The sequence below is a fragment of the Terrisphaera buseokensis genome (assembly GCF_047521145.2).
GTDB lineage: Bacteria > Verrucomicrobiota > Verrucomicrobiia > Opitutales > Opitutaceae > ER46.
On sequence record NZ_CM134186.1, the window covers coordinates 6,245,686 to 6,258,311 of the forward strand.

The 12,626-nt window shown below is 65.7% G+C and carries 14 protein-coding genes; 7 read left to right on the forward strand and 7 right to left on the reverse strand.

Annotated features, from left to right (window positions below):
- Positions 1–26 precede the first annotated feature (26 nt).
- The gene (locus ACLJEU_RS23515; RefSeq protein WP_414664083.1) at positions 27–1,478 is read left to right on the forward strand and encodes a DUF1501 domain-containing protein; all 1,452 of its coding nucleotides are present in this window, start codon (positions 27–29) and stop codon (positions 1,476–1,478) included.
- Positions 1,479–1,480: 2 nt separating this feature from the next.
- On the forward strand, positions 1,481–4,105 hold the full coding sequence (locus tag ACLJEU_RS23520; RefSeq protein WP_414664082.1) for a DUF1553 domain-containing protein: 2,625 nt from the start codon (positions 1,481–1,483) through the stop codon (positions 4,103–4,105).
- Positions 4,106–4,214: 109 nt separating this feature from the next.
- Here ACLJEU_RS23520 and ACLJEU_RS23525 read toward each other — a convergent pair whose 3' ends face one another.
- On the reverse strand, positions 4,215–4,655 hold the full coding sequence (locus tag ACLJEU_RS23525) for a hypothetical protein (protein ID WP_414664081.1): 441 nt from the start codon (positions 4,653–4,655) through the stop codon (positions 4,215–4,217).
- Between the two features lie 107 nt (positions 4,656–4,762).
- On the opposite strand from ACLJEU_RS23525, the gene ACLJEU_RS23530 reads away from it, so the two are divergent.
- Both ACLJEU_RS23530 and ACLJEU_RS23535 read left to right on the forward strand, forming a co-directional pair.
- Entirely contained in the window at positions 4,763–5,173 is a 411-nt protein-coding gene (locus ACLJEU_RS23530) for a SufE family protein (protein WP_414664080.1), read from the forward strand.
- 25 nt (positions 5,174–5,198) lie between these two features.
- Entirely contained in the window at positions 5,199–6,035 is an 837-nt protein-coding gene (locus ACLJEU_RS23535; RefSeq protein ID WP_414664078.1) for a TatD family hydrolase, read from the forward strand.
- 78 nt (positions 6,036–6,113) lie between these two features.
- On the opposite strand, the gene ACLJEU_RS23540 is transcribed toward ACLJEU_RS23535, so the two are convergent.
- The 4 genes from ACLJEU_RS23540 to ACLJEU_RS23555 all read right to left on the reverse strand — a co-directional run bounded on the left by ACLJEU_RS23540 (position 6,114) and on the right by ACLJEU_RS23555 (position 8,802).
- Positions 6,114–6,938 (reverse strand): tRNA threonylcarbamoyladenosine dehydratase, encoded by an 825-nt coding sequence (locus ACLJEU_RS23540; RefSeq protein WP_414664077.1) that lies wholly within the window; start codon positions 6,936–6,938, stop codon positions 6,114–6,116.
- Positions 6,939–6,954: 16 nt separating this feature from the next.
- Positions 6,955–7,359 (reverse strand): type II toxin-antitoxin system death-on-curing family toxin, encoded by a 405-nt coding sequence (locus ACLJEU_RS23545; RefSeq protein ID WP_414664076.1) that lies wholly within the window; start codon positions 7,357–7,359, stop codon positions 6,955–6,957.
- Positions 7,356–7,553: a hypothetical protein gene (locus ACLJEU_RS23550; protein WP_414664075.1), complete on the reverse strand. Its 198-nt coding sequence runs from the start codon at positions 7,551–7,553 to the stop codon at positions 7,356–7,358. Before ACLJEU_RS23550 ends, ACLJEU_RS23545 begins: the two co-directional genes overlap by 4 nt.
- 121 nt (positions 7,554–7,674) lie before the next feature.
- Complete coding sequence (locus ACLJEU_RS23555) at positions 7,675–8,802, reverse strand: TlpA disulfide reductase family protein (protein ID WP_414664074.1); 1,128 nt, start codon at positions 8,800–8,802, stop codon at positions 7,675–7,677.
- Positions 8,803–8,953: 151 nt separating this feature from the next.
- Between ACLJEU_RS23555 and ACLJEU_RS23560 the strand changes: the two genes are divergently transcribed.
- The 3 genes from ACLJEU_RS23560 to ACLJEU_RS23570 all read left to right on the forward strand — a co-directional run bounded on the left by ACLJEU_RS23560 (position 8,954) and on the right by ACLJEU_RS23570 (position 11,309).
- Positions 8,954–9,703, forward strand: coding sequence for a 3-keto-disaccharide hydrolase (locus tag ACLJEU_RS23560; protein ID WP_414664073.1), 750 nt, complete (start codon positions 8,954–8,956; stop codon positions 9,701–9,703).
- Positions 9,704–9,774: 71 nt separating this feature from the next.
- Positions 9,775–10,080, forward strand: a complete 306-nt coding sequence (locus tag ACLJEU_RS23565) for a putative quinol monooxygenase (RefSeq protein WP_414664072.1) — start codon at positions 9,775–9,777, stop codon at positions 10,078–10,080.
- Between the two features lie 74 nt (positions 10,081–10,154).
- Positions 10,155–11,309: an iron-containing alcohol dehydrogenase gene (locus ACLJEU_RS23570; protein WP_414664071.1), complete on the forward strand. Its 1,155-nt coding sequence runs from the start codon at positions 10,155–10,157 to the stop codon at positions 11,307–11,309.
- 164 nt (positions 11,310–11,473) lie between these two features.
- On the opposite strand, the gene ACLJEU_RS23575 is transcribed toward ACLJEU_RS23570, so the two are convergent.
- Positions 11,474–12,010, reverse strand: a complete 537-nt coding sequence (locus ACLJEU_RS23575) for an AAA family ATPase (RefSeq protein ID WP_414664070.1) — start codon at positions 12,008–12,010, stop codon at positions 11,474–11,476.
- Positions 12,003–12,578, reverse strand: a complete 576-nt coding sequence (pnuC, locus tag ACLJEU_RS23580; RefSeq protein WP_414664069.1) for a nicotinamide riboside transporter PnuC — start codon at positions 12,576–12,578, stop codon at positions 12,003–12,005. Before pnuC ends, ACLJEU_RS23575 begins: the two co-directional genes overlap by 8 nt.
- Positions 12,579–12,626 lie beyond the last annotated feature (48 nt).

Below are 12,626 nucleotides of genomic sequence, written 5' to 3' on the forward strand. Positions count from 1 at the left end.
CCCGCACCCCCACCCTTTTCCCACCCATGCTCTCCCACCGCCACCACGCCAGCGAACTGCCCGACGCCTCCCATCCGTGCTGCGGCATCTCGACGAACATTGAGGACTATTTCCTCACCCGCCGGCAGTTTCTGAGCCGCATGGGCATGGGCCTCGGCGCGCTGTCGCTCGCGAACATTCTCGACCCGATGGACCTGATGGCAGCCCAGGCGAAACCCGCGGTCGGTCCGCTGACGCCCCGGCCGTCGCACTTTCCCGGCAAGGCCAAGGCCGTCATCCACATTTTCGCCCAGGGTGCGCCGTCGCACATCGACACGTGGGATCCGAAGCCGACGCTGACCCGGATGAACGGCAAATCTATCCTCGGCGACGAGATCGCACTGGGCTCGCCGTTCAAGTTCGCCAAGTATGGACAGAGCGGCCTCGAGGTCAGCGAAGTCTTCGCCAAAACCGCCGCCCACGCCGACGATTTGGCGGTCGTTCGCTCGATGTGGACCGACATCCCGGCGCACGAAGTCGCCACGGTGTTCATGAACACCGGTTCGCTCCGCATTGCCAAACCGAGCATGGGTTCGTGGCTTGTTTACGGTCTCGGCACCGAGAACCAGAATCTTCCCGGCTTCATCGCCCTGCGCGGCGGCGGCCTTCCTCCCGGCGGCGCGGCCAATTATCAATCGGCCTTCCTCCCCGGCGTGTACCAGGGCACCAGCATCAACACGCAGGCGCCGTCGGTCCCGCAGATGATTCAGAACATCCGCAACACCTACGTCCCGAAGAACGAGCAGCGCCGCCAGCTGGATTTCGTGCACCAGCTGAACGACATTCATGCGAAGAACCTCCAGCGCGACGCCGCCCTAGAGACCCGCTTGGAGAGCTACGAGATCGCCTTCCGCATGCAGGCTGAGTCGCTCGACGCCTTCGACATCAACAAGGAGTCCGCCGACACCCGCGCCGCGTACGGCACGAGCGAGCAGGGCAAACAACTCCTCATCGCCCGCCGGCTCGTCGAGCGCGGCGTGCGCGTGGTCCAAGTCTGGCATAACGGCTGGGATCATCACCAGCAGCTCGAGAGCCGCCTCTCCACCAAGGCCCGCGAAATCGATCAACCGCTCGCCGCGCTCATCCACGATTTGAAGCAGCGCGGGCTGTTCGACTCCACGCTTGTCATCTGGGGCGGCGAGTTCGGCCGCAAGTCGACCCGTGACCGGAACGGGTCCGAAGACCCGGGCCGCGACCATAACGCGAAGGCGTTTTCCGTCGTCATGGCCGGCGGCGGCATCAAAGGCGGCACGGTGCACGGTGCCACCGACGAATTCGGCTCCGCTTCAATCCAGGACAAGGTCCATCCCCACGATCTCCACGCCACGATCCTGCACTGCATGGGCATGGATCACACGAAACTCACGTATCGGTTCAACGGCCGCGATTTCCGCCTGACGGACGTCGCCGGCAACGTCGTGAAGCCCTTGATCGCCTGACCATGGAAACCTCTCCGGCTTCCCGCTCCCTTCGTCGCCATGCTTCCCGCTGGTTGACGGCCACGCTGGTCCTCGGTCTGGGCGCGTCCGCCTTCGCGGCCGACATGCCCGCCGGCCATCCGCCGGCGACCAAGGCGCTGTCGTCCGCCGACCTCGCATTCTTCGAGTCAAAGATCCGTCCCATCCTCGTCGACACCTGTTACAAATGTCACAGCAAGGAAGCGGACAAGGTGCGCGGTGGTTTCCTTTTGGATACGCGCGAAGCCCTGATGGCCGGCGGCAATTCCGGCGCTGCGCTGGTGCCCGGAAAGCCCGACGAGTCGCTGATCATCCAGGCCGTCCGTTACAAGGATGAGGATCTGCAGATGCCGCCGAAGGGCGAGAAGCTCTCCGAGCAGCAGATTGCCGATCTGACCGAATGGGTTCGCCGCGGCGCGCCCGATCCCCGCACCGCCACGGTGAAGGGCCTTTCCGGTGCCACCTACGGCGGCGTGGGCAAGCAACACTGGTCGTTCCAACCGGTGAAAAAGCCGGCCGTGCCCACGGTGCAGAACGCGGCGTGGGTCCAGAACCCGGTGGACAATTTCCTCCTCGCGAAACTCGAGGCGAACGGGATGACGCCCAACAAGCCGGCGGACAAGGCGACGCTCATCCGCCGGATCTATTTCGATCTGATCGGCCTGCCGCCGCATCCGGTCGACGTGCAGAATTTCGTCAACGACACCTCGCCCGACGCCTACACGAAGGTCGTCGATCGCCTCCTCGCCTCCCCGCAATACGGCGAGCACTGGGCCCGCTACTGGCTCGATGTCGCGCGCTACTCCGACACGAAGGGCGACGCGAAGGGCCAGGAGGACAATCGCTTTCCCCACGCGTGGACGTATCGCGACTGGGTGATCGACGCCTTCAACGCCGACTTGCCCTACAATCAGTTCATCATCGCGCAGCTCGCCGGTGACGCCATGCAGCGGGCCCGCGAGAAACAGCCGAAGGACAAGGCCGACCCGACCGCCGGCAACCGCTGGCCGCTGGCGGCGATGGGTTTTCTCACGCTGGGCAACCAGTTCAACGGCCGTCGCGAAGACATCATCGGCGACCAAATCGACGTCACCACCAAGGCGTTTCTCGGCCTGACCGTGGCGTGCGCCCGGTGTCACGATCACAAGTTCGATCCGATTCCGACGAAGGACTACTATTCGTTGTACGGCGTATTCGCGAACAGCCTACAGCCGCCGGAGCTCCCGACGATGCAGGCCAAGGTGCCACAGACCGAAGGCTACCTCGAGTACCTCGAGAAAGTGGCCGCGCTTGAAAAGCGCGAGGCCGAGCACAAGGCGAAGCAGGCGGAATTCCAGCGCACGGTCCGCGCCGCCAAGGGCAAGAGCAAGGAAAAGGGCGCCGCCGCCAAGATCGACCCGCGCGCGCGGCAGCAACTGCAGCGCGAGGAACGTGAACTCCGCCGCGACTTCGCCAGCCTCGAGGCCCAGCACCCGGGCGCCCCCGCCCGCGCCAACGCCCTGTACGACATCCAAGCCATCAGTCCCGCCCAGAAACCCAAGGACTACCCAGTCCTGCTGCGCGGCGAGAACGCCAACAAGGGCCCGATCGTGCCGCGCCGTTTCCTGGAAATTCTCTCCGCCGATCCGAAGAAGCGGCCCGAGTGGAAGGACGGCTCCGGCCGCGTCCAGCTCGCGCAGGCCATCGCCGATCCCAAGAACCCGCTCACCGCGCGTGTATTCGTGAACCGGATGTGGCAGCAGCACTGGGGCGTCGGCTTCGTCGAGACGCCCGACGATCTCGGCAACATGTCGTCGCCGCCCACGCATCCCGAGCTCCTCGACTGGCTCGCGTCCACGTTCATGGAGAACAAGTGGTCGATCAAGGCGCTGCACCGCACCATCGTCCTCAGCGCCGCGTATCAACAGAGCGGCCAGACCAATCCGGTTTACGCCGAGAAGGATCCGAACAACAAGCTGCTGTGGCGCTACAATCTTCGCCGGATGGATTTCGAGGAGTTGCACGACTCGCTGCTCGTGATCACGGGCGAACTCGACCGCACCTACGGTGGTCGCCCGGTCGCGATCAGCAGCGAGAACTTCGCCAAGCGCCGTTCCGTCTACACGCTCATCGATCGCACGAACCCGCCGGAGCTGCTGACGCAGTTTGACTTCCCGAGTCCCGATGTAGCCTCCGGCCGACGCTACGAGACGCTCGTGCCGCAGCAGGCGCTGTTTCTCATGAACAGCCCGATGGTCATCGAGACCGCCCGCAAACTCGTAGACCGCCCGGCCTTTGCCGAGGTGAAAAGCGACGAGGAACGCGTCACGCTGCTTTATCTCGCCATCTTCCAGCGCTGGCCGACGCGGCAGGAAGTCGACCTCGGGCTGAAGTACGTGAAGTCAAATCCGGCCGGCACCGATGTCGCGCTCACGTCCGAAATGCCCGCGGCGCAAATCACCGCCCGCGACGCCCGCATCGCTGCCAAGAAGGCGGAGAACTCCAAGAAGCAGCAGGGCCGTTTCAACGTTCAGGTCGGCGGCGTGTACGACAACAAGACCCCGCTCGATGCGTGGACGAAACTCGCGCACGCGCTCTTCCAGTCGAACGAGGCGATGTTCTACAACTAAGGGGGCTCGCCGCGGTCCAGATCGATTCTTGTGGGACGATTCCGTTTGGAGCGCGACCGCCCTCGGTCGCTTACGTCGGACGGCGACCGGGGGCGGTCGCGCTCCCAGTTCAAGGCCCGAACAATTTCGGCGCCTCGGCTCCGTCCCAATCCCCACCGGACATCGGTTCGACGGACTCCACAAAGCGGATACCGTCATCGAAGCTCCAGAGCCAGCACGCGCCGTCACGACGGTCGTGAACCAAAAGATATTCCGGCGTCTCTTCCGGCCCCGTGCTTGTGATGCTGTACTGACCGTGGGTCAGGCGATCGAGCATGCCCGGCACGAGCGAGATGGGTCGCCGGCCGTCGAGTGACACCGTCCAGCTCCCGCCAATGCCCACCGGCATGCTGGCTTGGAAGTAATAGCCAAAGAAACGCGGCGGTAAAAAGTGTCCGTTGGTCCGCAAGCGCCGCAGCTGATCGTCGACCAATCCGACGAATCCGATCCTCCAGGGAAAGTCCACCGGCAGTTCGAATCCAGGGAGGGGAATCAGGACGTTTTCGGCCATGGTGTGACTGCGGTGGGGTCTTTAACGGCGCGTTCGGCTCTTCGCTGAAGCCCAACTGCGAACGTCCGGAGGCTTGCCGCAGTCGAACCGACCGCCACCCTCGGAACGTGTTCCTCGCCGATAAGCTGCAGCGCATTGTGGAGGATTTTGCCGTGCTGGACGATCCCCAGGAACGGCTCGCCACGCTCGTCAGTCGCGCCAAAAAGCGACCGCCGCTCGACCCGGCCGAGAAGACCGACGCCCATCGCGTCCGCGGCTGCGTGTCGGTCGTGTGGATCGTCGGCGAAGAGCGCGACGGCGGCTGCTTTTTCCGCAGCGAAGCCGAGTCGCCGCTGGTCGGCGCACTGGTCGCCTTCCTCTGCGACTTTTACAGCGGCGCATCGACCGTCGAGGTCGCGGACAGCGAACTCGATCCGTTGGAAGCGCTGGATCTCACGCGCAACTTGTCTCCCACCCGCCGCAACGGTCTGAGCTCCGCGCGCGCCACGCTCCGCGCCTTCGCCCAAGCCCGGCGTTGAAGGCCGACGCGCCGATTTCGCCCGCATGCTTTACGACGCGCACAATCACCTGCAGGACGCCTGGCTGGCACCGTTTCACGCGAAAATTCTGGCGGACTTGGCCGCCGCCGGCGTCGCCCGCGTCGTGGTCAACGGCACGTGCCTGAGTGACTGGCCGGACGTCGCCGCCCTCGCGCAGGCCCACGCCGTGGTGATGCCCAGCTTCGGCCTGCATCCGTGGGATGTCGGCAACGTCACGGCGCCGTGGCAGGCCGCGCTGGAGTCGGCGCTCACGGCGCATCCGTCCGCCGGCGTCGGCGAAATCGGACTCGATCGCTGGATTCTCGAACGCGCCCGAGCCGACGATCCCCGGCTCGCCGGCCTGCGCCGCGCGCCCCTGGAGGAGCAATTGGAGGCGTTCACCTGGCAGCTCACGCTCGCCGCCCGGCTCAACCGGCCGGCCACGATTCACTGCCTCGACGCCTGGGGCGCACTGCAGTCGGCGCTGCACACGACGCCCCGCCCCGCGCGCGGTTTTCTGGTCCACGCCTTTGGCGGTTCAATCGAAGTCGCCCGCGACCTCGCTGCGCTGGGCGCGTATTTTTCCTTCAACACCGACTTCCTCGCCGAGCGCCACGCCGCGCGCCGCACCGTTTTCGCGGCACTGCCCGCGGATCGCCTGTTGGTCGAAACCGACGCCCCGGCGATGCCGCCGCCCGTGAAGGAGCGCGCGTATCCGCTTCCTGGACGCGCCGACGGCACCGTGCTCAATCACCCGGCGAACGTCATCGCCGGCTACGCCGGGCTCGCCGCCGTGCGCGGCGTGCCGCTCGACACGCTGACAACGCAGGTCGCGGAGAATTTCCGCCGGCTGTTCGGCTGAGCGAGCGGCGCCACCGGCGTGCGGGCGCGCGCTACGCTGAGCGCGTGAAGTACCTCGTACGCGCGCTCAGCGCGGAAACTAGGGCGACGGATTGAGCACCGCCGCGGCTTGGGGCGGACTGACGCGCTCCGCCGCGAGGGCGTTCACCACTTCGCCGGCGGCCACCAGGCCAAAGACACCCGTCACGAACACCGCGGTGCCGAAGCCGCTCTCGCAGTCGAGCGCGAGATTGCTGCCGGGCTCCGGCGTGGCGGCGCACGTTCCGTCGGCCCACGGAAAGATCGGCGGCTCCTCCGACCAGACGCAGCGCACGCCCATGCGCGTGATGCCGCGATGCGCACCGCTGGAGAACCCGTGATCGCGCCGCAGTTTTTTGCGGACCTGTCGCAGCAATTCGTCGCCTGCTTCGCCGATGTCGCCGGCGCGAATGCGCGTCGCGTCGCGTCGTCCGCCCGCCGCGCCAATCGTCACCACCGGCAGGCCCCGCTCGCGGCTCGCCGCGATCAAGTACGCCTTCTGCGACATGCGGTCGATCGCATCGACGACCATGTCGTAGGGAATGGCCAGTAGGCGCGCCGCCGTGGCCGGGGTGAAAAACTCCGGTTCCGCCCGCACCTGGCACTCGGGGTTGATCAGCCGGACCCGTTCCGCGAGGACGGTCACCTTGGGCCGACCAATCTGGCCGTCGAGCGCGGGCAACTGCCGGTTCACGTTGGTCACGCACACGTCGTCCAAATCGATGAGGGTCAGCGCACCGATGCCGCTCCGGGCCAGTCCCTCCACCACCCACGAGCCGACGCCGCCGACGCCGACCACGCAGACATGCGCGGCCTTCAGGCGAGCGAGCCCGGCGTGCCCCAGGAGTCGGCCAACGCCGCCGAAACGATTCGCGTAGTCGCTCATGGTGCCAGAGGTATATTCACTCCACTGCCGGTCCTGGAAATTGCTTTCGCAGCAACTCCGCGAGTCCGGCCTTGTCGAGTCTGCGGTGAGCGATCGCGATCATAGCCGAATAGAGTTGGCCATCGTCGCGCGGTACCGGGATGGCGCATCCACCGAGAAACGTAAGCGCGCACGCCACTGCGGTCCGCTTGTTGCCATCGAGAAACGCCTGAGATTCCGCGATGTGAAAGGCATAGGCCGCAGCAACATCATAGGCGTCGCCGTTGCCGTAGTGCCAGGCGTTCTTGGCCGAAGAAAGCGCGGAGTCCAAAGCGCCCGGATCGCGCACTCCATTCAATCCACCGAACAATTCCAGCGACCGTCGGTGCAGCCAAAAAACCGTCGCGGGTTCGAGAAACCGCGGTTCATCCCCTCCGGTCATTGGGCCAATTTGCGGAAGAGGTCGCTGTGGTCCTTAAATACCTGCTCCGCGATTCGCTGCGCTTCGGCCGCCGGTAGATGGCGAATCTCACGGCGAGCGTTCTCCGCCTTTTTCTTCTCCAGCAAAGCAAAAACCTCCGCTCGCTCGATCGGCGGAAGCCTTTCAATCATTTCAACAATTTCGGCGGCGCTCATGGCACTCGCCACGATAAGGAGGGACGCCGCCCGCGCAAGCCCTCGAAACGTGCAACGCAGATGTTCCGCGGCAACCGCAACGGCGGCTGCCGGAGAATCCAGCGACGCCCCGACGGGGGCGTTACTTGATATTCAAAAGCCGCTTCACTGTCGGCTCGAGTTGATCCACGGGCAGATTCGAGGTGTAGGACTTCACCGGCGAACCCTGAAAGCTCATTTGCAGGATGCCCTTCTGGTCGAACACGTAGAGGCGCGGTACGCTGTTCGCGTTCAACTTCCGCGCGAAGTCATTGGCCGCGCCCTTGCCGTCGAAATGCACGGGCCAGGTGATGCGGTTCTCCTTGATGTACTTCTCGAGCTTCTCCTTGTCCTCGGCCTTGTCGAACGAGACGGTCACCATCTCAAGGCCTCGTTTGCGATAGTCGGCACCGACCATCTTGAGGCGTTCGAAGTTGCGGGTCGAATTGCCGTTGGTGCTGCTCCAGAAATAAAGCGCCACCACTTTTCCACGCAGCTGCGCGAAATCGACCGGCTTGCCGTCCAGCCCGGTGAATGTGAGCGCGTAGGGCTCCTTCCTGACTTCGACGATGTTCAGTTCCTCGCGCGCCATCGCGGCCACGCTCTTGTCGGGATTCGTCAGCATCGTCTTGAGATGCGCCTCGGCGCGTCCCGCCTGACTCGCCATCACCAGGTGCGCATACGAACGCTCGCGCTCGGTCAGGAAACGGCCCGCGCCAGGCGTCTGTCCGAGTGCATCGAGTTTCTCGCGCAACGCCGCGAGGTTCTCCGCGTTCGGCGTCTCGCGCATGTTGAAATCGGCGACCGTGGCATCCAGCGCGGCAATCGCGGCTTTCGCGGGATCGGAGAGACCTTCCTTGAAACGAAGATTGGTCACCTCGAGTGACAGCAACGAGGCAAACGAGGTGCGCAGCGCGGCCTGCTTTTGATCGATGTTGCTGCCCCAGAAAGCGAGATCGCGCACCACGTCGTTCACCCGGCCGTGCGTGGAATACTGCGTCAGAAACGACGTGCCCGCGTTGATCACCGCCTGAAAGCGCGCCTGATCCATCTTCCCCGCCCCGGATCGCATTTTGTTGAACTCATCGAACGCCAGGTCCGCCGGAGTCTTCGGCGCCGGCGCCTTTTTGTCGCCGCCCTTGTCGCCGGATTTTGCCGGAGCCTGAGCGAGGACAAGATGGGAGAGGCCAAGGGAACCAATAAGCGCCAGAGTGAGAAGACGGTGTTTCATGGGATATCAGGGTTGAAGGGATTCGCAGATCCACGCATCGACTACGTGTCACGCCGGCACCCCGCAAGGCAAACTGGCCTGCCCGACCGCCGAAAACCCATTTGCTTCGTCCCACCTCACGGCCACCCACCGTCGAACCACTACCGTCCCTATGACAACGCTCCGTCTCTCGCTGTGCTGCTGCCTGCTGCTCACCGTCCCGCCGGCCGTCAGCCAGGCCGCGTCCACCGCCGCGCCAGCGTCCACGCCGACCGACGAAGCCGGTTTCACGCCGATCTTCGACGGCCGCACGCTCTCCGGCTGGGAGGGCGATCCCACCTACTGGCGCGTGGAAAACGGCAACCTCGTCGGCGAAGTCACGCCCGCCACCCTGCTCAAGCAGAATTCCTTCATCATCTGGCGCGGTGGCACCACGCGCGACTTCGAGTTGAAACTCCAGTACCGCATCACCGCTCGCGGCAACAGCGGCATCAATTACCGCAGCGCGGAAATCGCCGGCCAGCCGTTCGCCCTGCGCGGCTACCAGGCGGATCTCGACGGCCAGGACCGCAACAAGCCGCCGCTGCGCCACACCGGCCAGAACTACGAGGAAAAGGGCCGGACGTTTCTCGCGCGGCGCGGCGAAATCGTCCGCGTTGACGCCTCCGCCAAACCCGTCGTCATCGGATCGGTCGGCACGTCCGAGGCCCTCGCCGCCACACTGAAAAGAGACGACTGGAACGAGGTGCACCTCATCGCGCGCGGCCACGTCCTGACCCATCTTTTCAACGGCCGCGTGCTGAGCATCGTCGTCGACGATGACGCGGCGAACCGCACCACCGACGGCCTCCTTGGCGTCCAGGTGCACGTCGGCCCGCCCATGAAAGTCGAATTCCGCCACATCCGACTGAAACAACTTTAGACTCGATTGCGCCCGAGGCTTCGTCACCCACGCCCCGGGCAAAACCGCAACCCTTCCCTCCGCGTCCATCCATGCTCGTCGTCCACGTCCACGTTCACGTCACCGCCGACTCCGTCGAAGCGTTCAAGGCCGCCACGCTGGCCAACGCCCGCGCCAGTGTCCGCGAGCCCGGCATCGCGCGTTTCGATGTCGTCCAGCAGGCCGACGACCCGACCCGCTTCGTCCTCGTCGAAGTTTATCGCACCGCCGCCGCACCCGCGGCCCACAAGGAAACGGCGCACTACGCCACCTGGCGCGATACTGTCGCCCCGATGATGGCGTCGCCCCGCACCAGCGTGAAATTCGCCAACGTGTTTCCCGAGGACGCCGGCTGGTAATCTTCCCCGGGAGCGCAGGCGTCCCGCCTGCCATTCGAAGCAAGCGGGACGCTTGCACTCCCAAGTTCCATCCCATGCGCTTCGAATTCGCCACCGCCACCCGGATCATTTTCGGCGCTGACACGCTGCGCGAAGTCGGCCCGCTCACCCGTGAGCTGGGCCGTCACGCGCTCGTCGTCACCGGCCGCGATCCCGCCCGGGCACAGCCGCTGCTCGCGGGGCTGCGCGCCGCCACCCTCGACGTCACCACGGTCGGAATCGCGCACGAACCCACGACCACGGACATCACCCAGGCCGTCGCCCTCGCGCGCGCGGCCGGTTGCGACGTCGTTGTCGGTTTCGGCGGTGGCGCCGCGATTGACGCCGCCAAGGCCATCTCCGCGCTGCTCACGAACCCCGGCGAACTGCTCGATTATCTCGAGGTCATCGGCCGCGCCCGGCCGCTCGCCCGCCCCGCCGCACCGTGTATCGCCATTCCCACGACAGCCGGAACCGGCGCGGAAGTGACGCGCAACGCCGTCCTGGCGTCACCGGAGCATCGCGTGAAGGTCAGCCTGCGCAGCGTGCACCTGCTGCCGCGCGTGGCGTTGATCGATCCGACGCTCACGTATTCGCTTCCGCGCAACGTCACGGCTTACACCGGACTCGACGCCCTCACCCAGCTGATCGAGCCGTACGTTTCGAGTCGCGCCCATCCGCTGACGGACGCCCTCTGCCTCGAGGGTATTCGCCGCGTCGTCCGCTCGCTGCGCCGGGCCTGCGACCACGGTGACGAGGCCGCTGCGCGCGAGGACATGGCGCTCGCCAGCCTCTATGGCGGAATCGCGCTCGCCAACGCCGGGCTCGGGGCGGTGCACGGGTTTGCCGGTCCGATCGGCGGCATGTTTCCCGCGCCGCACGGCGCGGTCTGCGCGGCCCTGCTCGCCCCGGTCATGACCGCCAACATCTCCGCGCTGAATCTCCGCGCTCCGGCCAGCCCGGCGCTGGCGCGTTACGCGGAGATTGCCCGCATCCTCACGGGCAACGCGGAGGCCACGGCCCGCGATGGCGCGCAGTGGGTCCGCGCCCTCGTCTCCAATCTGCAGATACCGGCGCTCGGCGCCTGCGGCATCGCCGAAGCGGATACAGCGGCCATCGTCGAGGCCGCTGCGCGCGCCAGCAGCATGAAAGCGAATCCGATCACGCTCACCACCGGCGAACTCACCGCGATTCTCGCCGAGGCGATTTGAGCCGGCGGCAGGCCTGGATTTGACTGGGACCGCGACCGCCCCCGGTCGCATCGGGCCAAGAGCGACCGGGGGCGGTCGCGGTCCCAAACGATTATCCACTCCAAACGATCATCCATTCCAGACGATCATCCATCCCGGGAAATCATCAGTCCCAGGGAAAATCATTACCCCAATAACCGCTCAACCGCCGCGATCGCCGTGCGTTCGCGTTCGGCCCACTCGCCGCGAATCTCGACGAACGGCAGACCGCGGCTCACCAGCGCGTCCCGCCAGCGGACGCGCGCCGCCTCACGCGCGATGTCCTCCGGAAAACAGCGCTGCGGATCGGGCACGAAAGGCACGTCGGCATCGCACAGCAGGTAGAGCGCGAAGCCCCGCGACCGCCGTTCCGCCGCTTCCCGCACCCACGGCGGACACGCCCCGGGAAAGAGCGCGTCGTTCCACAGCGTGCACGTCAGGAGATCGGTGTCGCAAAACACCACGCGCGTAGCCTGCGCCGCCGCGGTCTCCTCGTTGGCCATCTGGCCGCGCCCGATTGCGTCGAGATCCGCGGCCGAGATCCTGCCCGCATGCGCATCCCAGAATTCGCGCGCAAATTCACGCGACCACGGCTCGCCGAAATGTTCGGCCAGCCGCTCGGTGAGCGACGTCTTGCCGGTCGACTCGGTGCCGAACACCGCGATGCGTTTCATGTCAGCCATGACTCGCCTCCGGCTGCAGCGTGCGGCACCACTGACGATGTCCGACGACGGCCAGGATCAGGAACACGACATACAATCCCGCGGTGAGCCGCAGATCCTTCGCCCAGTACACGCCGATCGCGACGACGTTGACGATCATCCAGCCGGCCCAGTTTTCCAGCTGCTTGCGGGCCTGAAGCCATTGCGCGATCAGGCTGAAGACGAGGATGAACGCGTCCCAATGCGGAAGCGCGGCATCCGTCGTGCGTCGAATCGTCTCGCCCCACAGCGCCGTGACAATCGCTCCGCCCAGTCCCCAGCCGAAGAGAACGCGCGCCGGCGTGCGCGACACCCGCAGAGGCGCACCATCCGTGCCCGTTCCCCGCCACCAATGCCACCAGCCGTACGCCTGAATCGCGAAGAAGCAGATCTGCAGAATCGCATCAGAGTAGAGTTTGGCGTCGTAAAACACCCACGCATACACGGCCACCTGGACGAGCCCGACGGGCCACGTCCAGACGTGCTGACGAATCATCAGCACGACGCCGACGATCCCCAGCACCGTGCCGATGATTTCCCCAAGACTCATTCGCCGCCATCACGGCGGGGTTTCGCGCCGGGATAAAATCAATTCGAC

Coding starts and splice junctions, on each gene's coding strand:
- ACLJEU_RS23520 (WP_414664082.1), top strand. CDS start 1,481: ATGGAAACCTCTCCGGCTTCCCGCTCCCTTCGTCGCCATGCTTCCCGC.
- ACLJEU_RS23535 (WP_414664078.1), top strand. CDS start 5,199: ATGCTTTACGACGCGCACAATCACCTGCAGGACGCCTGGCTGGCACCG.
- pnuC (WP_414664069.1), bottom strand. CDS start 12,578: ATGAGTCTTGGGGAAATCATCGGCACGGTGCTGGGGATCGTCGGCGTC.
- ACLJEU_RS23550 (WP_414664075.1), bottom strand. CDS start 7,553: ATGAGCGCCGCCGAAATTGTTGAAATGATTGAAAGGCTTCCGCCGATC.
- ACLJEU_RS23555 (WP_414664074.1), bottom strand. CDS start 8,802: ATGAAACACCGTCTTCTCACTCTGGCGCTTATTGGTTCCCTTGGCCTC.
- ACLJEU_RS23525 (WP_414664081.1), bottom strand. CDS start 4,655: ATGGCCGAAAACGTCCTGATTCCCCTCCCTGGATTCGAACTGCCGGTG.
- ACLJEU_RS23570 (WP_414664071.1), top strand. CDS start 10,155: ATGCGCTTCGAATTCGCCACCGCCACCCGGATCATTTTCGGCGCTGAC.
- ACLJEU_RS23560 (WP_414664073.1), top strand. CDS start 8,954: ATGACAACGCTCCGTCTCTCGCTGTGCTGCTGCCTGCTGCTCACCGTC.
- ACLJEU_RS23540 (WP_414664077.1), bottom strand. CDS start 6,938: ATGAGCGACTACGCGAATCGTTTCGGCGGCGTTGGCCGACTCCTGGGG.
- ACLJEU_RS23545 (WP_414664076.1), bottom strand. CDS start 7,359: ATGACCGGAGGGGATGAACCGCGGTTTCTCGAACCCGCGACGGTTTTT.
- ACLJEU_RS23515 (WP_414664083.1), top strand. CDS start 27: ATGCTCTCCCACCGCCACCACGCCAGCGAACTGCCCGACGCCTCCCAT.
- ACLJEU_RS23575 (WP_414664070.1), bottom strand. CDS start 12,010: ATGGCTGACATGAAACGCATCGCGGTGTTCGGCACCGAGTCGACCGGC.
- ACLJEU_RS23565 (WP_414664072.1), top strand. CDS start 9,775: ATGCTCGTCGTCCACGTCCACGTTCACGTCACCGCCGACTCCGTCGAA.